This is a genomic window from Listeria sp. ILCC792 (genome assembly GCF_900186135.1).
GTDB lineage: Bacteria > Bacillota > Bacilli > Lactobacillales > Listeriaceae > Listeria > Listeria goaensis.
Genome location: NZ_FYBO01000001.1, coordinates 99,182 through 123,653 on the forward strand (window position 1 = coordinate 99,182; position 24,472 = coordinate 123,653).

Consider the following 24,472-nt stretch of genomic DNA (forward strand, 5'->3'; position numbering starts at 1 on the left):
TTTAGGAGGAATAAAGATGGATGTATTAAAAAGATTCGCGATTGGCGCTGTGTACCCAATTGTTGCCCTTATTATTATGGGTATTTTCTGGGTAGCGAGCCAAACTGGAATGGACGCAATGAAATCCATTTATGATGGTCTTGTGCTCATGTTCCCATTAATTGTTTCGATGGGTATCGCAATCGGAATGTCGAAAGATCAAAGCGGAGCAGCAGCCCTTGCAGGTGCTGTCGGTTGGTTAGTTTACGGAGCCGTTATTGTATCGCTAAACTATCCAAAAGATGGAGTCTTTACAACAACGGAATTTTCAGCGAATTTCAACTTCTTCAGTGGAATTTACATGGGAATAACAGCAGGCGTTTTATACAATAAATTTTATAATATTCGTTTGCCAGAATGGCTCGCCTTTTTCGGTGGACGTCGTTTTGTTCCGATTATAACATCTGTTGTAGCCTTATTCATTGGCGCATTCGTTGCGGCAATATTCTAAACATATCGAAAAAATGAAATGGAGGAAATGAAATGTTAGGTGGATTGCAAAAAATCGGAAAAGCGCTCATGCTGCCAATTGCCGTATTGCCAGCAGCAGGCCTTTTAAACCGACTAGGAGCAGATGATGTATTCAATGTACCATTCATCCACTCAGGGGGAGCAGCACTATTCACGTTCTTATCTTTACTATTTGCCATCGGGATTTCCATCGGTCTATCTCGTGATAATAGCGGAGCAGCCGGCTTAAATGGCGCGCTCGTATTCTTTATTTTAAACTTTGGTGTTATCGGTGTAAATGAAAGCATCAACATGGGCGTTTTTGCTGGTTTCATCGCCGGATTAACCGCACCAATTTTGTACAATTACTTATATGATAAAAAGTTTTTTGGAAATCAAAATTTTGTTGATGGTCGCCACGTAGCGATTCTCGTAAATGCAATTGCAGCACTTGCTTTAGTTGCTCTATTTGGTTGGGCTTGGCCAACGATTCAAGATGGTCTTGACGCTGTTAACGGCTGGATTACAAGCGCTGGTGCATTTGGTGCGGGAGTATTTGGCGTACTGAACCGCGCATTAATTCCAACTGGGCTCCATCACGTTTTAAACACATATTTATGGTTTGGTTACGGTGACTTTATTGATGCCGCAGGCCAAATGGTACACGGGGATATTAACCGCTTCTTCGCAGGCGATCCAACAGCTGGAACGTTCCAAGTAGGTTTCTTCCCAATCATGATGTTCGGTCTTCCAGGCGCTGCACTTGCGATGTACCTCACTTCGAAAAAGAAAAACCGCAAAGAAGTCGGTGGGATGATGTTCTCGCTTGCTTTTACCGCGTTTCTAACTGGGATTACCGAACCAATCGAGTTCACGTTCATGTTCATCGCACCGTTCCTATACGGAATTCACGCCATTTTAACGGGTGTGTCGATGTTTATTACAAACCTTCTCGGAATAAAACTTGGTTTCACATTTAGCGCCGGGGCAATCGATTTCGCCTTAAACTTCACGAAGGGCCATAATGCATGGCAGCTCATCCCAATTGGGCTCATCTTTACACTCATTTATTTCGTCCTCTTCTATTTCGTCATCAAGAAATTCAATTTGAAGACGCCAGGACGTGAAGATGAAACGGAAGAAGAATTAGCAGCAGAAATGCCAAATGCAAGCGTTCAAACGGCCGCAGCAGCAGTCGGTTCTACGGAAGCAGAAATGCCAGTTGGCGGTAAAGTCGATAAATACGAAGAAATGGCACGTGGCTACTTAGGCGGCCTAGGCGGACCAGACAATCTCGTGAAAGTTGACAACTGTACAACTCGTTTACGTTTACAAGTGAAAGATTCGGATTTACTCAACGAACCAGCGCTTAAAAAATCAGGCGCCCGCGGTGTCGTTAAACTTAATAAAGAAAATGTTCAAATTATCGTCGGCGCAGACGTTGAATTCGTCGCAGATAAATTGCATGACATTACTGGGAAATAATCTAAAGAGCGAGAATTAATTCTCGCTCTTTTTTACTTGAAAAGCCTAATCAAATTGGCGATAATGAAGAAAGAATGGAGTGGATAAATTTGTTAGAAGTCATTGTTCAAAATGCCGAAGATGCAAAACGCGCGGAACAGTTTGGCGCTGACCGAATGGAAGTTGTTTCGGCGATTAGTGAAGGCGGACTCACACCAAGTTACGGAGCCATTTCTGAAATTGTTAAAAATTCGAAGCTAGAAGCGATGATGATGATTCGGCCACACAGTTTTTCTTTTACATATGATGATGCAGACATTCGCGCCATGAAACGCGATATCGAAGTCGCAAAAGAAGTGGGCACAACAGGAATTGTATTCGGTGCTTTAACCAAAGAAGGGAAGATTGATACGGCATTACTTGAAAAAGTGATTAGCTGGAAAGGTGACTTAAAACTTACTTTTCACCGGGCGCTAGAGGACGCGTCTGACATCGAGGAAGCCTATCAAGTGCTCCGCGGATACGGCGAAGAGATTGACCAAATTTTGACGTCTGGAGGCACAAATAGCGCGCTTGATTCGATTCCACGCCTGAAAAGATGGATAGCAGATAGTAAAAATGCACCGAATTCATTCCGCATACTTGTCGGAAGCGGCGTATCGAGTGAAAACATTGCACAATTTCAGGAAGCTTTGAACCATACGGATTATCACGTTGGAAGCGGTGCCCGAAAAGACAGTAGTTTCGCAAATTCCCTCGACAAAGAAAAAATCACAAAATTACAACAAGCCATTCATTCCCTCTAAATGTAAGCCAAATAAAATATGCTCTGAAAAGCCGCCAATTTTGGTGGCTTTTTAGCTATCTAATTCGCGCAAGATAAGCTATAATAGACCAAGGAATATACGGAAAAGGTGGCAAAAATTGTGCAAAATTTAATTGGCAAAAGCCAAATGATGACAGTGAAAGAAGTTAAACAAGACGGTTTTCTTTTAGAAAAAGAAGGCGAACTCGTTTTATTAAAAAAAGGAAATAGCCAAAACCTAGACCTCGCGGTAGGTGACGACATTCAGGTTTTTGTTTACATCGATTATGACCACGAAGTTACGGCAACCACGACAATACCAAAAGTCCAAGTGGGGCATTACGGCTTTGGAACCATCACAAATGTTCGAAAAGATTTAGGCGTTTTCGTCGATATCGGCATCGAAAAAGATATCGTCGTTTCCATGGACGACCTGCCCGCACTTACGCATCTCTGGCCGAAAAAAGGCGACCGCTTAATGCTCTCTCTTCGGGTGGATGAAAAGCATCGGATTTGGGGCGAGCTTGGTTCGGAAACCGAATATAAAGCCATTTCAAGACGTGCAAAAGAAGATATGTTCAACCAAAATGTATCCGGTACGGTCTATAAGCTCCTAAAAATCGGTTCATTTGTGCTGACGGACAACTATGCAATCGGCTTCATTCACGAAAGCGAACGCACGAGCGAACCACGACTTGGTGAATACGTAAAGGCGCGCGTCATTGCCGTAAAACCAGATGGCACGTTAAATCTTTCCTTGCGCGGTCGGGTCCATGAAGTGCTCAGTGACGACGCCGAAATGATTTTGACCTATTTAAACAGTGTCGGCGGCGAAATGCCATTTGGCGATAAATCAGATCCCGACGCCATTCGCGCTAAATTCGGCATCAGCAAAGCCCAGTTCAAACGCGCAATCGGCACACTAATGAAAGCACGCAAAGTCACACAAGAAGACGGACTCACAACGAAATTAAATACAGCACCGCCTGAATCCGACTAAAGTTGTAGACACGCTTACAGCTATAGCGGTTTGTCCCATTAAGCGGAGTTTTCTATAATGAACCTATTAACGGCTTGATTTAGACAAAAAAAGGAGGTGTTCGTCATGAAAAAATTCGAAAGTTCCACGCTTTTTATTGGTCTTATTATCGTCATTGTTGGAATTGGTTTAGAAGTTTTATTTAAATGGCAACTTTTAATCATGCTTGCCATCGGTATTTTCTTACTATTTTCTTCGCGCAAGACTGATTTAACAAAGCGGAAGCAACGCAATCGTTTGTTTTTAGCAGCCGTATTTATTTTAATAGCCATTCTTCTCACTTCTACGTTTAAAGTAGGGTTAGTGATTGTTGGAATCTTTGCGATTTTTCATTACATTGGTCGTAAACGAGCGCCAGAACTACTTATGCTTGAAACAAGTGAGCCTGAATCAAAAACGGATAAGACGAACCATTTCATTCGCAATCAGTGGTTCGGCAATCAGCGTGTGTTAGATGTTGTATATGAATGGGAAGATATTAATGTGCAAACTGGAATCGGTGATACGATAATTGATCTCGGGAACACCGTTTTACCTACAGGAGAAAGCATTATTATGATTCGTGGTATATCCGGGAAAATTCGGTTGCTTGTTCCATTTGATATTGGCATTTGCCTAGAGCACTCAGCTATTTTCGGTAAATTACAATATGATAAGCAAAGTACAATGATGCAAAATAATACGGTCAAGATTTACTCGGATAATTATGATCGTTCAGCACGTAAAATTAAAATCGTCACATCCGTTGTGTTTGGAGATTTAGAGGTGATTCGTCTATGACTTATACGAAGACCCAAATGGCGCTTTGTTCAGCTTTATTACTTGGGGCTACGCTTGTCGGAACGCTCATTTACTATTTCGCAAGTAATTTAAGTTGGTATGAGCTCTTATTTCAATCTAAAATCCTATATTTACCTTATGTTGTTTTTGTACCACTAACGGCTGTTTCAGCAGGTGTAATTATCGGGGCTGTTTCTGGGTATGTTATTAAACAGAAATTTGAAGGCATCGATTTTGCAATTCGCCTACTTGAACAAGGGGATTTAGAAAAGAAAGTTCACGATGAAGATGAAGAAAATTTTGTTGAAGTACAGCAAGTGTACAAACAAATCGATCAGCTGCGCGAAAAAATGAAATCCCAAACGCTCTTAACGCAAAAAATAGCAAGCGAAAAAGCAGAAACAAGCGGTGAAACAAAAGAAGCGATTCTGTCAGAAGAACGTCACCGTATCGCGCGTGAATTGCACGATTCTGTCAGCCAGCAATTGTTTGCCGCCATGATGCTTTTATCAGCGCTGAATGAACAAGTTGAGAACAATGCTTCTCCCGTTTTGCAGAAACAATTAAAAATGGTAGAATCAATAGTAAATGAATCTCAATCTGAAATGCGTGCGCTACTCTTGCATTTACGTCCAACGCAACTAGAAGGAAAGTCGCTCAAAAAAGGTATGGAACAGCTTCTAAAAGAGCTAACAACCAAACTGCCAATTAAAGTGGAGTGGCAAATTGAAGATATTAAATTGCAAAAAGGAATTGAAGATCATTTGTTCCGTATTGTACAAGAATTACTCTCCAACACGCTACGTCATTCAAAAGCGGAATTGCTTGAAGTTCGTTTTGTTTTCATTGATAATTTAGCCGTTTTAAAAGTCGTAGATGACGGAATCGGTTTTGACATGAATAATGTGCCCCAAGGCTCATACGGCTTACAAAATATGCGTGAACGTGTCGCTGAATTTGGCGGGGTCATTAAAATAATTAGTTTTCCCAAAAAGGGAACAAGTGTAGAGATTAAAATTCCGTTAGTGGCGGAGAAGGAAGTGGACGACGAATGATAAAAGTTTTATTAGTAGACGATCATGAGATGGTACGCATTGGCGTATCTGCTTATTTATCTGTCCAAGATGATATGGAAGTCGTAGGCGAAGCAGAAAATGGTCTTGAAGGCGTAAAAATGGCAATGGACCTGCGCCCCGACATTATTTTAATGGATTTAGTCATGGAAGAAATGGACGGAATCGAAGCAACAAAAGAAATTATGCAACAATGGAAAGAAGCGAAAATCATCATCGTCACAAGTTTTATTGATGATGAAAAAGTGTATCCTGCACTGGAAGCTGGTGCGAGTAGCTACATGCTGAAAACATCGACAGCAAGTGAAATTGCTGATGCCATTCGCGCTACATATGGCGGGGATTCTGTGCTCGAACCTGAAGTGACCGGGAAAATGATGCAACGACTAACCGCAAAACCAGAAAAGAACTTGCATGATGATTTAACAAACCGCGAAAATGAAATTTTACTTTTAATCGCAGAAGGAAAATCAAATCAAGAAATTGCCGATGAGCTTTTCATTACACTCAAAACCGTAAAAACACACGTCAGCAATATTTTATCGAAACTAGACGTGCAGGACCGGACTCAAGCAGCGATTTATGCTTTTAAACATGATTTGGTTAAAAATCAAGGATAGAGAGGCGTTTTTAGAATGAAAGAAGGATTTGCAGTTATCGGCCTCGGCCGTTTTGGTGGAAGTATTTGCCGCTCTCTTATAGAGCAGGGAATGGAAGTACTCGCGATTGATTCGAGTGAAGAGCGCGTCAATGAATATATGTCGATTGCAACCCATGCGGTTATTGCGAATTCAACAGACGAAAACGCGCTTCGTCAGCTTGGCATTCGAAATTTTGAACACGTCATTGTGTCAATCGGTGAAGATATTCAGTCGAGTATTTTAACAACCCTCATTTTAAAAGAAATGGGCGTTAAATTCGTGACAGCAAAAGCGACTAGTGACAAACATGCCAAATTGCTCGATAAAATTGGAGCTGATCGAGTCGTTCACCCAGAACGCGACATGGGACGACGAATTGCCCACTACATCGTATCAAAAAACATGCTCGACTACTTGGAACTTTCCGATGAATACAGTCTTGTAGAAATTGCTGTGTCCGATCCAAGATTCCTCGGAAAAAGCTTACAAGAACTCGATTTCCGAAATGAATACGGCGTCAATATCGTCGGTATCAAACGCGACAAACAAATGATTATCACACCAGAAGCGCAGGCTGCTTTACACGATGGCGACATTCTTATCGTAATCGGTTCTGATGATGATATTGAACGTCTACAAGAAAAAATCCAATAAAAAAACGAGTGGAAATTTCCACTCGTTTTTTTATACTTCCATAATGATTGGTAAAATCATTGGACGACGTTTTGTTTTTTCATATAGGAATGGTTGTAGTGTGTCGGTAATTTCATTTTTAATTTCCGACCATTGCGTCGTTTTACGTCCCATAACTTTATTTAAATGTTTTTTAAGCAAGTCTTGTGCTTCGCCAATTAAATTTCCTGATTCGCGCATATAAATGAATCCGCGGGAAATGATATCTGGTCCAGCCATTACTCTTGAGTTTTTCATATCAATTGAAACGACCACAGTAACAAGACCTTCTTCAGATAAAATGCGACGATCGCGCAAGACGATATTTCCAATATCACCAATTCCGCTGCCATCGATGTAGACGTTTGCTGCTTGAATTTTACCTGCTACATGGGCGGAATCACTTGTTAGCGCAAGCACATCACCATTGACGCAAATAAAGCTGTTTTCAAGTGGCACATCGCACTCTGCTGCTGATTCAGCATGGATTTTTTGCATTCTATATTCCCCGTGAATCGGCATAAAATATTTTGGTTTCATCAAACGAAGCATTAGTTTTTGTTCTTGTTGGCCGCCGTGTCCAGAAGTATGAATGTTGTTTACTTTTCCGTGAATAACTTCTGCGCCTGCTTGATAAAGCAAGTTAATTGTACGGTTGACGCTAATTGTGTTTCCCGGAATCGGGGACGAGGAGAAGACAACCGTATCGCCTGGTTGAATTTGAATTTGACGGTGCGTCCCGTTTGCGATTCGCGAAAGTGCCGCCATTGGTTCCCCTTGACTTCCTGTACAAAGAATCGTTAACTCATTTGCCGGAATACGATTGATTTGGTTGGCTTCAACAAAAGTATCTTTCGGCGCTTTAATATAGCCAAGTTCACGACCAATCTCAATCGCGGACTCCATACTCCGACCAAAAACAGCGATTTTGCGTCCCGTTTCAAGTGAAGATTCCACAACTTGTTGCAAACGATAAATGTTGGAAGCAAATGTGGCGAAGATAATCCGACCAGGTACATCACGGAAGATGTTTTTAATACTTTCCCCAACAACGCGTTCACTCATCGTAAAGTTAGGAACTTCAGCGTTTGTGCTATCTGACAAAAGACATAACACGCCTTCTTTTCCAATTTCAGCCATTTTAGTTAAGTTAGCAGGCTCGCCAACCGGTGTGAAATCAAATTTGAAATCACCAGTGTGCACAATATTACCAGAAGGTGTTTTAACGACAACACCGTAAGTATCCGGAATACTATGCGTTGTTCCGAAAAATGAAACGCTCGTTTTTCTAAATTTAAATACATCGTCTTCTTCAAACTCATAAATTTTAGCTTGACGAAGTAAACCATGTTCTTCTAATTTATTGCGAATAAGAGCGCTCGCTAGTTTCCCTGCATAAATGGGAATGTTAATTTGGCGAAGTAAATAGGGCACACCACCAATGTGATCTTCGTGACCATGCGTAATAAAAAGCCCTTTAATTTTATCTTTATTTTTCACTAAATAAGTGTAGTCAGGAATGACATAATCAATCCCTAACAGCTCATCTTCTGGAAACTTAATTCCAGCGTCAATCAAAATAATTTCATCTTGAAATTGTACGCCATACGTATTTTTACCGATTTCACCAAGTCCACCCAAGGCGAAAACAGCCGTTTCATTATTTTTTACAAATTTCATAAAATCTTACTTCTTCCAGAGCGAAAAGCCCGGTTGTCCTTCTTCATACGCTAAATGCTTGTCACTCAAACCTTCGATAAATTCGATGTGGAAAGGTTCATTTTTTAAATTTTGGCGTACTTCAACTTCATCATTTGCGTCCATGTATAAAGTTTGTGTTTTCTCTCTAACAGGTGTTTCAGTACTTGTTTCCTGATAAAATACTTTAAAAATCATTTTTTTCTCTCCTTAGTTATAAAAAATTAAAAAAAGTCAGCTTGTAAACTCTACAAGTCCTAAACTTTGATTTTAGTGTTTGCGGATATTAATTTGTAGGCATGGAAAAAGACAAAAGTAAAGTAGCACAGCAGGACAAGCTAATCCTATCTGCGTGCATCATAAAGTGTCATGTAAGGTTTTAATTAACATACCATCATTCCACGAATTTAAAACAAATTTGTGGGATGTGAACGTCATTAAAAACTCCTTTTTCCAAATGTATTTCAAGATTCTTTTTCTCCGAACAATATCCTTGCTTTCTAATATACCATAAAATGACATAAATGCTACTAGAATATGCCTTATTTTCGTAAAAAAGCTGTTTTTAGATGGATTTTCCCACTTTTTAAATGAATTTGTTATACTAAAGTAGAAGTCTAAGTACTGAGGAGTATGTCTAAATGAGTAAAATTGTATTTTTTGATGTAGATGGCACACTTGTGAATGAAGCAAAAGAAATTCCAGCTTCCACAAAAGAAGCCGTTCAAAAGCTTCAAGAAAAAGGCATTTTTGTGGCCATTGCAACAGGAAGAGCACCGTTTATGCTAGATGAAATTGCAAGAGAATTAAATATTCAATCCTTTGTCAGTTACAATGGACAATATGTTATTTTTGAAGGAGAAGTCATTTATAAAAATCCGCTCCCACAAGAATCCCTTGAACGCTTAATTACAGTTGCAACTGAACGAGAAAATCCAATCGTATTTTCAGCAAGCGATTCACTTCGAGTAAATTTACCTAATCACCCTGGTGTAGCAGAAGGCATGTCATCTATTAAACGTGAATATCCAAGAGTAGATGCCAACTATTATAAGGGACGCAACATTTATCAATGCCTCCTTTTCTGCGCCGAAAAAGATGATGATTTTTACGCGGAAAATTTCCCGCAGTATCGTTTCTTACGCTGGCACGACGTTTCCGTTGATGTTTGTCCAGCGAACGGATCAAAAGCAAAAGGCATTCGTGAGTTAATTAAAAAGCTCGGGTTTAAAATGGAGGACACATACGCATTTGGTGACGGCCTTAATGATATTGATATGTTAAAAGAAGTTGGGTGCGGCGTTGCAATGGGAAATGGGCGAGATGAAGTCAAAGCTGTAGCAGATTACGTCACAGATTCAGTCGAAGAAGATGGCATTATGAAGGCACTTCAACATCTTGGGATTCTGTAGGAAAATTCTATTAATTTGAATAATATTAAGATAGCGATAAGTCAAAAGACCTGTTTTGTGGAAAAACGGGTCTTTTTTTTTGGTGAAATATGTATGGTTTTATTCTTATTTACGTAAAATATGTTGTAAAAGTCATGTGACAGGTGTACTATATTAGATGTTGCTTTTATGCTGTAAAGCAGTTAATAAATATAAAGGAGTGTTAATATGAGTGAACAAAAAGGGCGTAAGCCATTTGTTCCTTATATCCCTGCATCGAAATCACTTCCAGAACTTACGGTTACATCTATCGTTCTAGGTATCATTCTTGCCATTCTATTTGGCGCAGCAAATGCTTATTTAGGATTAAAGGTAGGTCTAACAGTATCGGCATCTATTCCAGCCGCAGTTATTTCGATGGGGATATTACGAGGTATTTTTAAGCGGGATTCCATTTTAGAAAATAATATTGTACAAACAATGACAACAGCCGGCGAAGCCTTAGGTGCAGGAGCGGTATTTACGATTCCGGCGCTATTCTTAATGGGTGTTGAAATTAAGCAAATTATGTTGATATTCATCGTTCTTGTCGGGGGATTCCTTGGCGTATTCATGATGGTTCCACTTAGAAGAATGCTCATTGTAAATGAACATGAGACTCTTCCATACCCAGAAGGAACAGCTTGTGCAGAAGTTTTAAAATCTGGTGAAACAGGTGGCTCACAAGCAAAATTAGTCGCACTTGGCTTTTTAGCAGGCGGTAGCGTAAAAATACTTACAGACGGCTTTAAACTTTTTAAAAGTGAAATCCAAGTCGGCGTTTATAAATTTCAAGAAGCCTTCATTGGAACTCAAATTTATCCAGCGTTAGTCGGTGTCGGCTTTATTATCGGCCCTAAAATTGCTGGTCAAATGGTAGCTGGTGGCCTTATGGCTTCATTAGTTTTAGTACCTTCCATCGCCTTTTTCGGGGGAGAGAGTGCGCAAATTATCTTTCCTGCAAGTGAAGCACTTAAAAATCTTGATGCAGCAGGAATTTGGGATAATTACATAAGATATATTGGCGCAGGGGCAGTTGCGGCAGGTGGACTGATTACACTTGTCAAAACTTTACCAGCCATTATTCAAACTTTACGCAGCACAATGAAAAGTATGAACAAAAATAAAGGTGGAAAAATGCTTGAATTAGAACGTACAGATAAAGATATTCCAATGAAATGGGTTATCATATGTATTGCAATTCTACTCGTCATTATCGCCTTTGATCCATTCACAAATGTAGGGATTATTGGTGCGCTTGCCATCGGTATTTTCGGCTTTTTATTTGTAACAGTTGCTTCTCGTATTGTAGGGATTGTCGGAAGTTCTTCTTCACCAGTTTCTGGTATGACAATTGCAACATTACTTATTGTTGCGCTCGTTTATAAAGCTTTTGGTTATCACGGTGATGAAGGAATCATATTAACCTTAACCGTTGCGGCTATCGTCTGCTCAGCGCTTGCTGTTGCAGGAGATATTTCTCAGGATTTAAAAACAGGTTATTTAGTTGGTGGAACTCCTTGGAAACAACAAGTCGCAATGATGATAGGTGTACTTGCTAGTGGTCTTGTTATGGGATATATCTTAACCTTACTTGACAATGCTTATGGCATGGGTTCGGCTGAATTGCCAGCTCCAAAAGCAATGCTTATGAAAATTCTTGCAGAAGGAATTTTAAATGGCAATTTACCGTGGACGCTTATATTCATCGGCGTTTCAATTGCGATTGTCATTGAATTTTTAGGCATGAATTCACTCGTATTTGCAGTAGGCCTATACTTGCCACTAAACATTAGTGCAACCGTTATGTTCGGTGGCTTCGTACGAATGATTGTAAATGCAGTTATTAAGCATAAAAAAGAAAAAGATACAGAAGGAAAAGGCGCAGAAAGAATTGAGCGTGGGACATTGTTCGCATCCGGTTTAATTGCCGGTGAATCGCTACTCGGCGTTATTATCGCTTTCATCATTTCGATTAACGCAAACATCATTCCAACAGAAGTGCTCATTCAAAATCAGTGGTTACCATTTATCGTCTTTATAATCATCTGTACACTTCTTTATATTTCAACCGTTCCACGTTCTAAAAAAGCAAAATAGGAGGGACATTTTGTGGCAAAAGAAAAAGTGAATTTGCTCCATCAAATTCCGGTTTTAAAAGATAAATTGCAAGTCACGAAAGAAGGCGATAAAGCGTATTTACTTGTGGCACGAAATAACCCTATTGAAAAAATAGCAGTCCGCTTTTTTAAACAAAAAGCCTTTCGTAAAATTCAATTAGATGCAGAAGGCGAATTTATTTTAAGCCGCATTGACGGGCAAAAAAACGTGTTTGAGCTTGAAGCAGAGTTTAATGAAACCTTCGGTAATGAAGATGAAATGAGCCTATCACGCTTAGTCCGCTTCCTGCAAATTGTTGAATCATACGGTTGGCTAAAATGGAGAAAAGCTTAACCTAAGCTGGGAATGTTAAAACATTCCCAGCTTTTTTTTGACAGATACGAAAAACTATGGCATTAATTAAGAAAAAGCTTTTGGAGGGAATAGAATGGATCTACTAGTTTTTGACTTCGGTGGTACAAGTGTAAAAGGCGGCGTCTGGCATAATAATGCGCTCGAAGACACTTTTTCATTTCCAACACCTAAAACTTGGGACAAAATGAAAGCGTTATTAAAAAAGGAACTTGAAAGTCGGCAAAATAAATTTTCGTTTTCAGGCGTCGCAATTAGTGCCCCGGGCGTTGTATTAAACGAACAAGGGATTATCGATGGCATTAGTGCTATTCCGTATATTCACCACTTTCCAATCAAAGAAGAATTAAAAAAGCTATTCGAATTGCCAGTAGAAATGATTAACGACGCGAATGCGGCCGGAATGGCGGAAGCAATTTGTGGGGCAGCGAAAGGTTTACCGAACGTCCTATTTCTAATTCTCGGAACTGGGGTTGGTGGTGTTTTCATTCAAAACGGTCAGCTGTACACAGGAAAACATGGCTATGCTGGCGAATACGGCATGATGTTTTTAGAAGGCGATAAAACCTTTAGTGAACTCGGCACGGTTGTCCGCATCGTAGAACGCTATAGTAAGCGAACAGGAGAAGAAAAGGGCTCGTTAAGCGGAGAAATTATTTTTAAACGTGCAGAAGACGGAGACACAGTCGCACAAGAAGAAATCAAGAAATTTTACCACACGCTTGCGCTTGGCATTTTTAACTTGCAAGTTGCTTTCGACCCAGACTGCATCGTTCTAGGCGGTGGGATTTCGTCGCGCCAAGCTTTTCTTACTGAAATGAAGCAAACAATGGACGCTTTTTTGGAAGAAAAGGAGTGGGGCTACTTTGCGCCAGAACTCAGACAATGCGAGTTCCAAAATCAAGCCAACCTAATTGGAGCGGCAGAATACTTCAAAAGCCAAATTTCAGGCTGATATTTCAAAAAGGCACAGCTCTCATTTTAGAGCTGTGCCTTTTTAAATTCATATTATAACGGCGTATTTTGGTTGAGGAAGGCCAGTTCGTCGTTGAAAAAGAGCGGGGCAGTGCCCAGTTTTTCTAAAAGATGTATCACGCGATGCTCATCCAGCTGGATGCAACTTGCGATGGCGCTTTTGAAATTCGGAAGATGTGCCATTAAATAGTGGTCATGCTCTTTTGTTTTGACATAGACGTTCTGAGCGGCAAGAAGGCGTACAAAATCGGCTGTTTGGATATGCGGCACATCGACGGGTGTAATCAGGCAATTTTCCCCGTGTAACATGCGCGAAACGCTATAAAGGCCACCAAGCGGGCCGTAATCAGCAAGTTCTGGCTCATCGACAACCAGTTTAATTCTTTCGTTTTGAGAAAAAAGGGTGTTCATCTTACCCAATTGTTTTTCCTGAATGGAAATATAAATCAGTGAGACGACGGGCGTTAGTTTGGCTACAAGTTCCTCCACCCACGTTTTCGTTTTACCTTCCGGGACATAGAACGCCTTGTCACAGCCAAAGCGCGTCGAATTCCCACCAGCTAAAATTATGGCAACACTAGGCGTCTTTTTCAAGGTGACCATCCTTTAAAATCACAATTTCGTTCGTCATTTTTTGCGCTTCAAAACGGTAATGCGTCACAAAAATGACAGGTAAATTGAAATCCGTAGCCATATTTTGAACAAGGTCCATACAAAGGTGGCGCGTATCCTCATCAAGCCCATTAAACGGTTCATCAAGCAGGAGCAGGTTCGGGTTAATGATCATTGCGCGCGCCATCGCCACACGCTGTTTTTCGCCCCCAGAAAGCTTTTGAACGGAAGAATAAAGCAAGTGTGAAATTTGCAAGTAATCGCCGATGTGGCGAACTTGGCGTTCGATTGCCGCTGTATCTTTTCGCTTAGCTTTATTCATTTTAAGCCCAAAAGAAATATTGTCGTACACGTTCATATTGGGAAAGAGCGCTAAATTTTGAAACAAGTAGCCTACTTTTCGTTCTGCTGTCGGCAAATGAAGGGCAATAGACGTGTCGTCGAAAGCGATATCCTCAAACTGGATAATGCCAGAATCAATTCGCTTCAAGCCGCTTATACATTGAAATAGCGTTGATTTCCCGGCACCGCTCGCTCCCATAATCGCGGTGATTTTATTCCCAAAAGTATAATCCACTTTTAAATCATGAAAAGGCATTTTTTTAGTAAATTGAAGTTGTAAAGTCACGTTTTACATCCCCCTCATCAAATTGCTTTGTCTAACGGTTAAAACATGAATAATCATGAGTGCCACAACGCCAATAAGTAAATTTAGAAGTCCTAAATAAAAGGCAAGTTTCATATTTCCTTGCTGTACCATAAAATAAATGCTTGATGCAATCGTATCGGTTTTTCCTTCGATGTAACCAGCGACCATAAGGGTTGCGCCAAACTCACCCATTGCGCGGCAAAAGCTTAACAGAATACCAGCTAAAATAGGTTGCCAGCAATTTGGCAGAATGACTTTGCGGAAAATTTGACCGGAACTTGCAGATAGCGTTTCCGCTGCCCAGACGAGTTCGTGATCAATGGATAAAAACGCCGCTTTTAAACCTTGATACATGATGGGCAAAATGATGATGACGGTAGCAACGATAGCACCAGCCAGCGAAAAGATAAAGCTAAAATGGAAGGTATCCCAAATCATGCCCCCAAACGGGTTGTTTTTCCCAAAAATAGAAAGCAAAATTAAACCAACAACGGTTGGTGGTAAGACGAGTGGAAGTAAAATTAAAGTTTCAACTGGAAGCTGAATTTTTGATTTCCGTTTTGCAAAATAATAACTAAGTGGTAACATAGCGAAAAAGGCGATAGTTGTAGAAATAACCGCCACAAAAATAGAATGCCAAACAGGCGTAAACATATTGATGACCTCCAAGCCAAGAAAAGAAGATGTTTTCTGCTATTATTATCGCTTTCTGGACTATAAAATGTCAATGATTAGCCGAAATCAAACGGCTTCACTGTTCAAATACGCTCATTTACGTTATATTAGTATAAAGTAAACGCATACAGAAAATGAGGGGTTTTTATGACGTTTAAACGGGATTCGATTTCCTACAAAGAAGCTCAAAATATCGTGGTCGAGAAATCAGTCACATTAAGTGAAGAATTGACCGCGCTTTATTCAAGTAAAGGAAGGGTGTTAAGCGGCGCTATTCTTGCGCCGTTTGACTTTCCTTACTTCCGCAGGTCAGGCTATGACGGTTTTGCGATTTGCGCGGCTGATGATTGGAACTATCCGATTACGCTTCGTGTGGTGGGCGAAGTGCCATGTGGTGCGACGTATGACAAGCCGCTAAAAAAAGGAGAAACGGTTCGCATTATGACCGGTGCAAAGGTGCCAGATGGAGCCGCTAAAATTATTATGCTGGAGCAGTCAAAACGAGCGGAAGACGGTTTTATCACCTTAATTAATACGCAACCACAAAGCAACATTACTGAAGTGGGAGCAGAATTTCGCGCTGGTGACGTCTTACTTCCGAAAGGCCATGTCATAAACGCGGGTTCAGTAAGCTTGCTTGCTGCTTTTGGCATAACGGAAATACATACCATTCAACGCCCCAAAGTGGCTATTTTTTCAACTGGAAGCGAGCTTGTCTCACCATTTGAAGCTTTACCAGATGGGAAAATCTATAATAGTAATGACGCACTGTTGCGCACGCTCCTAGAAGAATTTGATTGCGAAATTTGTTTCCAAGAGGCGCTGCCAGATGATTACGAATTGACACTTGAAAAATTGACTTTGGCAAGCGAAACGGCAGATTTGATTATTACAACTGGCGGGGTGTCCGTTGGCGATTATGATTTTATGGCCGATATCGCGACCCAAAACGAGCTTCTTTTCAACAAAATCCAAATGCGTCCCGGCAGTCCAACCACGGCTCTGCGCTTTCGCGGCAAACTCTTAATCGCCTTGTCTGGCAACCCAGGCGCGTGTTTTACAGGCTATCATTTGTTTGTTCTACCTGCACTTGCGAAACTTTCGGGGAAAAAGTTACCGATTCGTGAGGTGACGGGGATTATGGCAGAAGACTACTTAAAAAATAATGGCTACGACCGCTTCTTACGCGGCACATATAGCGAGCAAGCAGGCACCTTTTTTGTTTCCAAAGTAGGAAGTGATATGTCGAGTTCGCTTGGCAACCTGCATCTAGCAACCTGTTTAATTATGATTCCGCGGGGACAAGTCGGCAAGAAAAAAGGAGAAGAGGTTAGCGTATGGCTATTGTCCTCCAAGTAGTGGGCTTTAAAAATAGCGGTAAGACGACGCTCATTCGCGATTTTATCGGCATGTTGAAACAACAAAGCTATACAGTTCACGCCATTAAGCATGACGCTCATGATTTTGAGATGGATCATATCGGAACGGATACGTATTTTTTTGCAGAAGAAGGTGCGGATGCGGTCATGATTACGTCTAGCGAAAAATACGCCATCGTCAGTCAGGAAAATGTCACACTTCATGATGCGATTGCAAAATTAGGGGCAGCAGATATAACGCTCGTAGAAGGCTATAAAAATGCGCCTTTTCCTAAAATTGTCCTTCTGCGTTCGGCAGACGAGATGATGTGGTTTAAGCAGGAAGTAGGGCAAATTATCGCGTTTGTTTCCCTTGTGAGGTTGGAACAGAATGAAGTGACTTTCATTGGGACAAACGAAACGAGAACGGCATTTTTAGAATCGTTAATTGGGGAGTTTTTAGAATGAAAAGGGTAGAATTAACACATAAAAAAATTGAAATTGCGCCGCTGTATGATTTTCTAATTGACGCTAAATACGGCGGAATCAATACATTTGTAGGTACGATTCGCGAATGGACGGGGGAAGTTCAGACGGAGCGAATGCGTTACACAGCCTACGAGGAGATGGCGCTTTTAGAAATGGAAAAGCTTGCCCAATTTGTAGAAGCTAAATTTGATGCACGTGTTGCTATTGTGCACCGCCTAGGCAACCTAGAACTTTCAGATATTGCCGTTTTTATTGGTGTCGCAACGAAGCATCGCGCTGAAAGTTATGAAGGCTCTCGATATATTATTGAGCAGTTGAAAAAATCGGTTCCCATTTGGAAAGAGGAATTCGATACGGATAAAGTAAGATGGGGAGGCTTAAACGATGACAACCATTAAGTTTTTTGCCTATTTGACAGAAAAAGTCGCGCCTGAAGCTGCACTCAACGTGACAGGCTGCCAAACGGTAGGCGATGTGCGGGATTTAATTAGCAGTGAGTTTCCAGAAATCGCAGATGACTTACACCGCTCTATGCTTGCCGTCAACATGGAATTTAAGCAAGATACAGATGAATTGCCCGAGTCAATTCTAGAAATTGCGGTCATTCCGCCTGTTAGTGGAGGTTGATGATGGATAAATTATCACATTTTAACAAAGAAAAGCGCGCTCAAATGGTAGACGTGACAGAGAAGAATGAAACAAAACGAATTGCGGTTGCAGAAGCAGTTGTTGTGATGCAACCTGAAACATTAACGCGCATTAAAGAAGGTAAAATTTCAAAAGGTGATGTTTTGGCCGTAGCTCAAGTGGCTGGCATTATGGCCGCGAAAAAAACGAGCGATTTTATCCCCATGTGTCACCCGTTAATGACGACAAAAGCGGATTTATCGTTTCAAGATGACGGTGACAGGACGCTAACCATCCAAGCGACGGTGGTTACAGTTGGCAAAACAGGGGTCGAGATGGAGGCACTCTCAGCAGCAAGCATCGCGGCACTCACCATTTATGATATGTGTAAAGCCATGGACCGCGGCATGGAAATTACACGGACGCGTTTGCTTCAAAAATCAGGCGGTAAAAGTGGCGAATTTTCATCAAAATAGGGGGAATAGCTGTGCAAGTTTTAACGGATCGTTTTGGTCGGGCGCATGATTACATTCGAATTTCGGTTACGGATCGTTGTAATTTACGCTGCGTTTATTGTATGCCAGAAGAAGGACTTAAATTCTTACCTCATGAAAAAGTGTTATCAAAGGACGAAATTGTCGATTTCATGAAAATTATGGCGCAATTTGGCATAAAAAAAGTGCGGATAACAGGCGGGGAACCGCTTCTCCGGACGGATATTGTCGAAATCGTCAGAGGCATCGCAGCAATTCCAGAAATTGAAGACATCGCGATCACAACAAATGCCATGTATTTGGCTAAAAAAGCAGAAGCTCTAAAAGAAGCGGGACTTTCGCGAATTAATGTTAGCCTTGATTCTTTAAAAGCGGACCGTTTCAAGGAAATCACACGCGGTGGGCGCTTACAGAAGGTACTTGACGGCATAAAAAAAGCGGAAGCAGTGGGCCTTTTTCCGATTAAATTAAATGTTGTCCTCATCAAAGGGCAGAATGACGACGAAATCATCGACTTTTTAAAGTTTACACAGGATAAAGATATTAACATTCGGTTCATCGAGTACATGCCAATTGGTCATGCTGGAAATAGTTGGAAGAAGAAATATTTGTCTTTAACGACCATTTTTGACAAGTGTAAAGAAGTTGGGTTTGAATATGAAGCGGTCGATTCAGTGAGAGGGAACGGTCCGTCTGAGAATTACCGCTTGAAAGGGGCGGCCGGGACTTTTGGCTTAATCCATCCGGTGAGCTCGCATTTTTGCGCGAGTTGCAATCGGTTGCGTCTGACGGCAGATGGCTACATTAAAGCATGTTTATACTGGGACGAGGAGCTTAATATTCGCCCGTACATTCAAAATAATCCTGAAGAATTGATGAAGATTGTGCAACAATCCATCGACAATAAGCCTGAAAATCACGAAATGGCCTTGAAACTTCAAGATGAGGATACTTCGCATAAACCAACTTGGCGACGAATGAGCCAGATTGGTGGATAATAAAAAGGACGAAATCTCGGAAAAGGTTTCGTCCTTTTTGCATTTTTATTTATGTCGTTCTGCCAAAAGATGCCCCATCTCCGGCAAAATTAAGTGTTTCATACCCGTTTCGCAGGCGTTTTTTGAACCCGGTAACGCAAAAAATAAAATATCGTTATCTAGGAATCCGCTAAACGCACGGGTTGCCATGGCTCTTGTGCCAATCTCAGCAAAACTAATTTGTCTGAAAAGCTCACCAAAGCCGGGGATTTCTTGTATGATTTCCGAAACAAGCGTTTCGAATGTTACATCGCGTTTCGCAAGTCCCGTACCACCAGTCGAAATAATACAGTGTATGTCCTCTTGTTTTAGAGCTTCCATTGCCTGCTTAATTTGCACCGCGTCATCTGGCACAATTACGCGCTTTAAAACGCGGTGAGGCGATGCCGCTAAACTCTCTTCAATATAAGCTCCGCTAGAATCCGTTTCAAAAGTCCGCGTATCGCTAATCGTCAAAATGGCTACAGTCGCCACAAATGAATTGCCTGCATGCATTGAAATGCCTCCTTTTAATTGAAAAAGTGGTGATAAATTTTCCGCGCCGTATTTAATTCGTCAGTTCCATGAACTAAAACGCGCCCGTTTTTAAAAACCGTGAGTTGGTAGCCTTCAAAATCAAAATAAAGCAGAAAATCATTGCGGTGCACGTCCAATTGTTCCCGCACAAGCCGTTTCATAATCCCGTCAAAATCAACCTGCCGACTTTCCACCAGTTGAAATTGCACCGTATCACGCCCACAAAGCACAATAGGCTGCGAAGAAAATGCTCTCTGCTCTTGCTTTTTTTCCCCGCAAGATGGACAAGTCCGCAACTTCAAAACAGCAATTTTTTGTAATGATAATTGCCAGTTATCAATTTGATAAAACGTATTATATGTAAAATTTTCATCAAGCATCATTTTAATTAACAGCGAAACTTGCGCCCCTGCTACAATGGGGATAAGTGCACCGTGCACCCCAATAATATCGCAACTTGCTTCATTGGTTTGCGGCATTTCCCCAATCAGGCAAGTTAAACAAGCAGAAGCTTTTGAATCAATCGGCATCAGCCCAGCGTAAGTCCCCGCACAAGATGTATAAATCCACGGAATCTCGTGTTCCCGGCACCAATCATTTAAAAAGCGCCGCGTCAAAAAATTGTCCGTACAATCAAGCACAAAATTCACGTCCGTAAAAGGGGCAAGCGACTCCGCATTGGCGTCGTCCACAACAAAATCCACCACAACATCACGATTCATTTGTTTTAAAGCTAAGGCTGCAGCGTACGCTTTAGGAAGTCTTGCTTCCGCATCAGCTTCCGTAAAAAGCGTCTGACGTTGCAAATTCGACAGTTCAACAAAATCGCGATCGATTAAAACAAGCCGCTTAAAACCCATACGGACAATCATTTCAGCCGCATAAGTCCCAATTGCACCCACTCCCACAATAAGGACAGTCGTCTCCCTAATTTTTTTTTGCCCAAAAGCTCCGATTTCCTTAACCCGAATCTGTCTATCGTATCTCTCCATAGCAAAACCTCCTAAAAAAGATGCGCAAAATAGGCATCTTTTTTTATCTTAACCTAACACGTCCACATCTGGCGGAAGGTAAGATGGATTATTTTTATTAATGTGGTCAAAAAACATAATGCCGTTTAAATGATCAATTTCATGTTGCACCACAATCGCAGGATAATTTTTTAGGCGAAGCTTAATAGGTGTTCCGTTTTCATCAAAAGCAGTAAGCGTAATGCGCTCGCTGCGAACGACATAGCCCGGCACTTCGCGGTCAACAGATAGACAGCCTTCACCGCCTGCAAGGCATGCTTCTTGAACGGAATAGCTTTTAATTTTTGGGTTATATAAAACATAGCTATACAGTTTATCATTTTCATCTTCAATATGGATAGCAATAATTCGTTTATTAACAGCAAGTTGCGGGGCAGCAAGACCAACACCACCACGTAGTCCATATTTTTCTGCTATTTCTTCATCTTGACTATTTTTTAAAAAAGTTAACATCTCTTGTCCTAATTGTTTTTCTTCATCAGAAAGAGGGAAAGTTACTTCTTTTGCAACTTCGCGTAAAGCCGGGTGACCTTCACGAACAATATCTTTCATTAAAATCATCTCATCGACGCTCCTGTTCATTCATTAACTACTCTTTATTCTATCAAATATGTTTTAAAATTGGAATGGATTGAGAAAACTAAATTATATTGAGAGATAAAAGCGAACGAATTGATTAATATCTGAGTGATTATTCGTTTTTAATCCAGAAGAAAAATTTTTATAGTTTGTGAATTCACAAACTAACTAATAGGCGGATGAAAAAGTGTCTTACTGGTGTGGTAATAACTGTTTTATTATATTATATAACAGAATTTAAAATGGAAGGTATTTTTTAGTACAGTGTGAATAAACGAATAATGACTGATGTTAAGCTAATGAAAGCGATAGAAATTCCGAAGTTCATTATATTGACTTCCTTTGGTTAGTAGTGTAAATTAAAAGGGAAGATTGGTGTATTAATAAAGATTCCGTTTTTGATTAGAACAGATTTCGTAAAGAAAATGAGCTGATTAAAAAATTGGTAAGGTCTTTTTGTGAAAAAACATTCGAAAATTCACAAACTCAGAAATATACAGATGTTTTGCTGTGTGTGTCTGGGGAAAAGTAAAGCAGCAACTAGACCAGTGAACATGTTTAGAAGAAATATTCTAAAGTGCAACCAAACAAGTTTTACATACATTTAGAATGATTTCTTCTATTATTAATGCTCACATTTTTATTAATACATAATCAGGTTTTCAGGAAATGAAGCTTTCAGAGAGTCTGAATGATGGCGCATTCATTTTCTCCACTATTTTGTTAAACGAAAGGAAGAGATACGTAATGGCTTCTAAAGAAAAGAAGGCAGTAATTAATGTAACGCAACAATTTGATGCAGTTGCGAAACAATTTGAAATGGTTCAAATTTTAAATGAAAAAGGTGAAATTGTAAATCCGGATTTAATGCCTGATTTAACAGATGAACAATTGGTTGAACTTATGACGCGTATGGTTTGGACTCGTGTGCTTGATCAACGCTCCATTTCGTTAAACCGTCAAGGTCGTTTAGGTTTCTATGCACCTACAGCAGGTCAAGAAGCATCTCAACTTGCAAGTCATTATGCCCTTGAAAAATCAGACTACGTGTTACCAGGTTACCGTGATGTGCCACAACTTATTTGGCACGGTTTACCGCTTACAAAAGCATTCCTTTTCTCACGTGGACATTTTGTAGGGAACCAATTCCCAGAAGACTTAAAAGTGTTGTCCCCGCAAATCATTATCGGCGCACAAATCGTGCAAGCAGCGGGTGTTGCATTAGGACTTAAAAAACGTAAAAAAGATAATGTTGTTATCACGTATACAGGTGACGGTGGTTCATCTCAAGGTGACTTCTATGAAGGATTAAACTTCGCTGGTGCGTTCCATGCTCCTGCTATTTTCGTTGTACAAAATAACATGTTTGCCATTTCGACTCCTCGTGAAAAACAATCCGCAGCACCAACGCTTGCGCAAAAAGCTGTTGCAGCTGGTATTGCAGGTGTTCAAGTAGACGGAATGGATCCACTTGCAGTTTATGCCGTAACGAAATTTGCTCGTGAACGTGCAGTTGCAGGCGATGGCCCAACACTTATCGAAACGATGACTTACCGTTATGGTCCACATACACTTTCAGGGGATGACCCAACTCGTTACCGTACAAAAGAACTTGACGGAGAATGGGAACTAAAAGATCCAATCGTTCGTTTCCGTACTTTCTTAGAAGGCAAAGGCCTTTGGAACGAAGAAAAAGAAAATGAAGTTATCGATCGTGCGAAAGAAGAAATCAAAGAAGCAATTAAAGAAGCAGACGCAATTCCTAAACAAAAAGTATCTGATCTTCTTAAAAATATGTATGAAACACCAACAGCCAACGTTAAAGAACAATTGGCAATTTATGAAGCGAAGGAGTCGAAATAATCATGGCGCAAAAAACAATGATTCAAGCGATTACAGATGCGCTTGCAGTTGAACTTAAAAATGATGAAAACGTCTTAGTATTCGGTGAAGACGTTGGTAAAAACGGCGGAGTTTTCCGTGCAACAGAAGGTCTACAAGCTGAATTTGGCGAAGACCGTGTATTTGATACACCACTTGCGGAATCCGGTATCGGCGGTCTCTCAATTGGTCTAGCACTTGAAGGTTACCGCCCAGTGCCTGAAATTCAATTCTTCGGTTTCGTATTTGAAGTTATGGACTCTGTAGTTGCACAAATGGCACGTATGCGTTACCGTACAGGTGGTACACGTACTGCACCGATTACAATTCGCGCACCATTTGGCGGCGGGGTTCACACACCTGAACTTCATGCCGATAATTTAGAAGGTTTAATGGCACAATCCCCAGGGCTTAAAGTCGTTATTCCGTCCACACCATATGACGCAAAAGGATTGCTTATTTCTGCGATTCGCGACAATGACCCAGTTATTTTCCTAGAACATATGAAATTATATCGTTCGTTCCGTGAAGAAGTTCCAGAAGGCGAATATACCGTTGAAATCGGCAAAGCAGCAGTTCGCCGCGAAGGTACAGATGTAACAATCATCGCTTACGGTGCAATGGTTCAAGAATCTTTAAAAGCAGCAGAAGCTTTGGAAAAAGAAGGCGTGTCTGCTGAGGTAATTGATTTGCGTACAATCAGCCCAATCGATACCGACACAATTGTTGCCTCTGTGAAGAAAACAAACCGTGTTGTTATGGTTCAAGAAGCACAAAAACAAGGTGGCGTAGCGGCAAACGTTATCGCTGAAATTAATGACCGTGCAATTCTTTCACTTGAAGCGCCAGTTATGCGTGTTACTGCACCAGACAGCGTTTTCCCATTCTCACAAGCGGAAACAGTTTGGTTACCTAACCATAACGATGTAGTTGAACGTGTTAAAGAAGTTTTAGCTTTCTAATTAAAAGCGTACGTTACGTGATGG

28 protein-coding genes are annotated in these 24,472 nt (G+C 40.8%); 20 read left to right on the top strand and 8 right to left on the bottom strand.

What is annotated here, in order from left to right; all coding sequences use genetic code 11:
• Positions 1-16 precede the first annotated feature (16 nt).
• The 8 genes from CFS60_RS00505 (at position 17) to CFS60_RS00540 (ending at position 6,945) form a co-directional block, all read left to right on the top strand.
• Positions 17-490 (top strand): PTS transporter subunit EIIC, encoded by a 474-nt coding sequence (locus CFS60_RS00505; protein WP_088808647.1) that lies wholly within the window; start codon positions 17-19, stop codon positions 488-490.
• A gap of 32 nt (positions 491-522) precedes the next feature.
• On the top strand, positions 523-1,974 hold the full coding sequence (locus CFS60_RS00510; RefSeq protein ID WP_088808648.1) for a PTS transporter subunit EIIC: 1,452 nt from the start codon (positions 523-525) through the stop codon (positions 1,972-1,974).
• An 89-nt stretch (positions 1,975-2,063) separates the two neighbouring features.
• The gene (locus CFS60_RS00515; protein WP_088808649.1) at positions 2,064-2,759 is read left to right on the top strand and encodes a copper homeostasis protein CutC; all 696 of its coding nucleotides are present in this window, start codon (positions 2,064-2,066) and stop codon (positions 2,757-2,759) included.
• Between the two features lie 120 nt (positions 2,760-2,879).
• Positions 2,880-3,758 (top strand): S1 RNA-binding domain-containing protein, encoded by an 879-nt coding sequence (locus CFS60_RS00520; protein ID WP_088825291.1) that lies wholly within the window; start codon positions 2,880-2,882, stop codon positions 3,756-3,758.
• A 105-nt stretch (positions 3,759-3,863) separates the two neighbouring features.
• Positions 3,864-4,577: a cell wall-active antibiotics response protein LiaF gene (liaF, locus tag CFS60_RS00525; RefSeq protein WP_088808651.1), complete on the top strand. Its 714-nt coding sequence runs from the start codon at positions 3,864-3,866 to the stop codon at positions 4,575-4,577.
• A complete protein-coding gene (locus CFS60_RS00530; RefSeq protein ID WP_088808652.1) occupies positions 4,574-5,632 on the top strand; it encodes a sensor histidine kinase in 1,059 nt (352 codons plus the stop codon). The genes liaF and CFS60_RS00530 overlap by 4 nt, the downstream gene beginning before the upstream one ends.
• Positions 5,629-6,270 (top strand): response regulator transcription factor, encoded by a 642-nt coding sequence (locus CFS60_RS00535; protein WP_088808653.1) that lies wholly within the window; start codon positions 5,629-5,631, stop codon positions 6,268-6,270. Before CFS60_RS00530 ends, CFS60_RS00535 begins: the two co-directional genes overlap by 4 nt.
• Positions 6,271-6,285: 15 nt before the next feature.
• Entirely contained in the window at positions 6,286-6,945 is a 660-nt protein-coding gene (locus tag CFS60_RS00540) for a TrkA family potassium uptake protein (protein ID WP_088808654.1), read from the top strand.
• 30 nt (positions 6,946-6,975) lie between these two features.
• Here CFS60_RS00540 and rnjA read toward each other — a convergent pair whose 3' ends face one another.
• Positions 6,976-8,643: a ribonuclease J1 gene (gene rnjA / locus CFS60_RS00545; protein WP_088838683.1), complete on the bottom strand. Its 1,668-nt coding sequence runs from the start codon at positions 8,641-8,643 to the stop codon at positions 6,976-6,978.
• A 6-nt stretch (positions 8,644-8,649) separates the two neighbouring features.
• Positions 8,650-8,859, bottom strand: a complete 210-nt coding sequence (locus tag CFS60_RS00550) for a DNA-dependent RNA polymerase subunit epsilon (RefSeq protein ID WP_088808656.1) — start codon at positions 8,857-8,859, stop codon at positions 8,650-8,652.
• A 443-nt stretch (positions 8,860-9,302) separates the two neighbouring features.
• Between CFS60_RS00550 and CFS60_RS00555 the strand changes: the two genes are divergently transcribed.
• From CFS60_RS00555 to CFS60_RS00570, 4 genes are all read left to right on the top strand, one after another.
• Positions 9,303-10,073 (top strand): Cof-type HAD-IIB family hydrolase, encoded by a 771-nt coding sequence (locus tag CFS60_RS00555; protein WP_088815143.1) that lies wholly within the window; start codon positions 9,303-9,305, stop codon positions 10,071-10,073.
• Positions 10,074-10,280: 207 nt separating this feature from the next.
• On the top strand, positions 10,281-12,191 hold the full coding sequence (locus tag CFS60_RS00560) for an OPT family oligopeptide transporter (RefSeq protein WP_088808658.1): 1,911 nt from the start codon (positions 10,281-10,283) through the stop codon (positions 12,189-12,191).
• 12 nt (positions 12,192-12,203) lie between these two features.
• Positions 12,204-12,545, top strand: a complete 342-nt coding sequence (locus CFS60_RS00565; RefSeq protein WP_088815144.1) for a PqqD family protein — start codon at positions 12,204-12,206, stop codon at positions 12,543-12,545.
• Between the two features lie 94 nt (positions 12,546-12,639).
• The gene (locus CFS60_RS00570; RefSeq protein WP_088838684.1) at positions 12,640-13,518 is read left to right on the top strand and encodes an ROK family protein; all 879 of its coding nucleotides are present in this window, start codon (positions 12,640-12,642) and stop codon (positions 13,516-13,518) included.
• 53 nt (positions 13,519-13,571) lie between these two features.
• Here the strand turns inward: CFS60_RS00570 and CFS60_RS00575 are convergent, their stop codons facing one another.
• Genes CFS60_RS00575 through CFS60_RS00585 form a run of 3 tightly spaced genes read right to left on the bottom strand, consistent with a single transcriptional unit; the run spans position 13,572 to position 15,453 of the window.
• Positions 13,572-14,141, bottom strand: coding sequence for a molybdenum cofactor guanylyltransferase (locus CFS60_RS00575; RefSeq protein WP_244169911.1), 570 nt, complete (start codon positions 14,139-14,141; stop codon positions 13,572-13,574).
• Positions 14,116-14,748, bottom strand: coding sequence for an ATP-binding cassette domain-containing protein (locus tag CFS60_RS00580; RefSeq protein ID WP_088809060.1), 633 nt, complete (start codon positions 14,746-14,748; stop codon positions 14,116-14,118). Before CFS60_RS00580 ends, CFS60_RS00575 begins: the two co-directional genes overlap by 26 nt.
• 33 nt (positions 14,749-14,781) lie before the next feature.
• The gene (locus CFS60_RS00585; protein ID WP_088808662.1) at positions 14,782-15,453 is read right to left on the bottom strand and encodes a molybdenum ABC transporter permease; all 672 of its coding nucleotides are present in this window, start codon (positions 15,451-15,453) and stop codon (positions 14,782-14,784) included.
• A 168-nt stretch (positions 15,454-15,621) separates the two neighbouring features.
• Between CFS60_RS00585 and CFS60_RS00590 the strand changes: the two genes are divergently transcribed.
• The 6 genes from CFS60_RS00590 to moaA are packed head-to-tail and all read left to right on the top strand — an operon-like array spanning position 15,622 to position 19,440.
• The gene (locus CFS60_RS00590) at positions 15,622-16,833 is read left to right on the top strand and encodes a molybdopterin molybdotransferase MoeA (RefSeq protein ID WP_088838685.1); all 1,212 of its coding nucleotides are present in this window, start codon (positions 15,622-15,624) and stop codon (positions 16,831-16,833) included.
• On the top strand, positions 16,812-17,300 hold the full coding sequence (gene mobB / locus CFS60_RS00595) for a molybdopterin-guanine dinucleotide biosynthesis protein B (protein ID WP_088808664.1): 489 nt from the start codon (positions 16,812-16,814) through the stop codon (positions 17,298-17,300). Before CFS60_RS00590 ends, mobB begins: the two co-directional genes overlap by 22 nt.
• The gene (locus CFS60_RS00600; protein ID WP_088825287.1) at positions 17,297-17,719 is read left to right on the top strand and encodes a molybdenum cofactor biosynthesis protein MoaE; all 423 of its coding nucleotides are present in this window, start codon (positions 17,297-17,299) and stop codon (positions 17,717-17,719) included. Before mobB ends, CFS60_RS00600 begins: the two co-directional genes overlap by 4 nt.
• A complete protein-coding gene (locus CFS60_RS00605; RefSeq protein WP_088808666.1) occupies positions 17,706-17,948 on the top strand; it encodes a MoaD/ThiS family protein in 243 nt (80 codons plus the stop codon). The genes CFS60_RS00600 and CFS60_RS00605 overlap by 14 nt, the downstream gene beginning before the upstream one ends.
• On the top strand, positions 17,948-18,424 hold the full coding sequence (gene moaC / locus CFS60_RS00610; protein ID WP_369821452.1) for a cyclic pyranopterin monophosphate synthase MoaC: 477 nt from the start codon (positions 17,948-17,950) through the stop codon (positions 18,422-18,424). The genes CFS60_RS00605 and moaC overlap by 1 nt, the downstream gene beginning before the upstream one ends.
• An 11-nt stretch (positions 18,425-18,435) precedes the next feature.
• On the top strand, positions 18,436-19,440 hold the full coding sequence (gene moaA / locus CFS60_RS00615) for a GTP 3',8-cyclase MoaA (protein ID WP_088808668.1): 1,005 nt from the start codon (positions 18,436-18,438) through the stop codon (positions 19,438-19,440).
• Positions 19,441-19,485: 45 nt separating this feature from the next.
• On the opposite strand, the gene CFS60_RS00620 is transcribed toward moaA, so the two are convergent.
• The 3 genes from CFS60_RS00620 to def are packed head-to-tail and all read right to left on the bottom strand — an operon-like array spanning position 19,486 to position 21,587.
• The gene (locus CFS60_RS00620; RefSeq protein WP_088808669.1) at positions 19,486-19,974 is read right to left on the bottom strand and encodes a molybdenum cofactor biosynthesis protein B; all 489 of its coding nucleotides are present in this window, start codon (positions 19,972-19,974) and stop codon (positions 19,486-19,488) included.
• Positions 19,975-19,988: 14 nt separating this feature from the next.
• On the bottom strand, positions 19,989-20,987 hold the full coding sequence (locus CFS60_RS00625) for a ThiF family adenylyltransferase (protein WP_088838686.1): 999 nt from the start codon (positions 20,985-20,987) through the stop codon (positions 19,989-19,991).
• Between the two features lie 48 nt (positions 20,988-21,035).
• Positions 21,036-21,587: a peptide deformylase gene (def, locus tag CFS60_RS00630; protein WP_088808671.1), complete on the bottom strand. Its 552-nt coding sequence runs from the start codon at positions 21,585-21,587 to the stop codon at positions 21,036-21,038.
• Positions 21,588-22,352: 765 nt separating this feature from the next.
• Here def and pdhA point away from each other — a divergent pair.
• Positions 22,353-23,468 carry a pyruvate dehydrogenase (acetyl-transferring) E1 component subunit alpha gene (gene pdhA / locus CFS60_RS00635; protein ID WP_088808672.1) on the top strand — a complete coding sequence of 372 codons (1,116 nt, stop codon included), beginning with the start codon at positions 22,353-22,355 and terminating at the stop codon, positions 23,466-23,468.
• A gap of 2 nt (positions 23,469-23,470) precedes the next feature.
• Entirely contained in the window at positions 23,471-24,448 is a 978-nt protein-coding gene (locus CFS60_RS00640) for an alpha-ketoacid dehydrogenase subunit beta (RefSeq protein ID WP_088808673.1), read from the top strand.
• Positions 24,449-24,472 lie beyond the last annotated feature (24 nt).

Excerpts from the sequence above, each read along its gene's own strand:
- CFS60_RS00505 (WP_088808647.1), top strand. The coding sequence starts at position 17 with ATGGATGTATTAAAAAGATTCGCGATTGGCGCTGTGTACCCAATTGTT.
- CFS60_RS00510 (WP_088808648.1), top strand. The coding sequence starts at position 523 with ATGTTAGGTGGATTGCAAAAAATCGGAAAAGCGCTCATGCTGCCAATT.
- liaF (WP_088808651.1), top strand. The coding sequence starts at position 3,864 with ATGAAAAAATTCGAAAGTTCCACGCTTTTTATTGGTCTTATTATCGTC.
- CFS60_RS00530 (WP_088808652.1), top strand. The coding sequence starts at position 4,574 with ATGACTTATACGAAGACCCAAATGGCGCTTTGTTCAGCTTTATTACTT.
- CFS60_RS00535 (WP_088808653.1), top strand. The coding sequence starts at position 5,629 with ATGATAAAAGTTTTATTAGTAGACGATCATGAGATGGTACGCATTGGC.
- CFS60_RS00540 (WP_088808654.1), top strand. The coding sequence starts at position 6,286 with ATGAAAGAAGGATTTGCAGTTATCGGCCTCGGCCGTTTTGGTGGAAGT.
- rnjA (WP_088838683.1), bottom strand. The coding sequence starts at position 8,643 with ATGAAATTTGTAAAAAATAATGAAACGGCTGTTTTCGCCTTGGGTGGA.
- CFS60_RS00550 (WP_088808656.1), bottom strand. The coding sequence starts at position 8,859 with ATGATTTTTAAAGTATTTTATCAGGAAACAAGTACTGAAACACCTGTT.
- CFS60_RS00555 (WP_088815143.1), top strand. The coding sequence starts at position 9,303 with ATGAGTAAAATTGTATTTTTTGATGTAGATGGCACACTTGTGAATGAA.
- CFS60_RS00560 (WP_088808658.1), top strand. The coding sequence starts at position 10,281 with ATGAGTGAACAAAAAGGGCGTAAGCCATTTGTTCCTTATATCCCTGCA.
- CFS60_RS00570 (WP_088838684.1), top strand. The coding sequence starts at position 12,640 with ATGGATCTACTAGTTTTTGACTTCGGTGGTACAAGTGTAAAAGGCGGC.
- CFS60_RS00575 (WP_244169911.1), bottom strand. The coding sequence starts at position 14,141 with ATGGTCACCTTGAAAAAGACGCCTAGTGTTGCCATAATTTTAGCTGGT.
- CFS60_RS00580 (WP_088809060.1), bottom strand. The coding sequence starts at position 14,748 with ATGCCTTTTCATGATTTAAAAGTGGATTATACTTTTGGGAATAAAATC.
- CFS60_RS00585 (WP_088808662.1), bottom strand. The coding sequence starts at position 15,453 with ATGTTTACGCCTGTTTGGCATTCTATTTTTGTGGCGGTTATTTCTACA.
- CFS60_RS00590 (WP_088838685.1), top strand. The coding sequence starts at position 15,622 with ATGACGTTTAAACGGGATTCGATTTCCTACAAAGAAGCTCAAAATATC.
- mobB (WP_088808664.1), top strand. The coding sequence starts at position 16,812 with ATGGCTATTGTCCTCCAAGTAGTGGGCTTTAAAAATAGCGGTAAGACG.
- CFS60_RS00600 (WP_088825287.1), top strand. The coding sequence starts at position 17,297 with ATGAAAAGGGTAGAATTAACACATAAAAAAATTGAAATTGCGCCGCTG.
- CFS60_RS00605 (WP_088808666.1), top strand. The coding sequence starts at position 17,706 with ATGACAACCATTAAGTTTTTTGCCTATTTGACAGAAAAAGTCGCGCCT.
- moaC (WP_369821452.1), top strand. The coding sequence starts at position 17,948 with ATGATGGATAAATTATCACATTTTAACAAAGAAAAGCGCGCTCAAATG.
- CFS60_RS00620 (WP_088808669.1), bottom strand. The coding sequence starts at position 19,974 with ATGCATGCAGGCAATTCATTTGTGGCGACTGTAGCCATTTTGACGATT.
- CFS60_RS00625 (WP_088838686.1), bottom strand. The coding sequence starts at position 20,987 with ATGGAGAGATACGATAGACAGATTCGGGTTAAGGAAATCGGAGCTTTT.
- def (WP_088808671.1), bottom strand. The coding sequence starts at position 21,587 with ATGATTTTAATGAAAGATATTGTTCGTGAAGGTCACCCGGCTTTACGC.
- pdhA (WP_088808672.1), top strand. The coding sequence starts at position 22,353 with ATGGCTTCTAAAGAAAAGAAGGCAGTAATTAATGTAACGCAACAATTT.
- CFS60_RS00640 (WP_088808673.1), top strand. The coding sequence starts at position 23,471 with ATGGCGCAAAAAACAATGATTCAAGCGATTACAGATGCGCTTGCAGTT.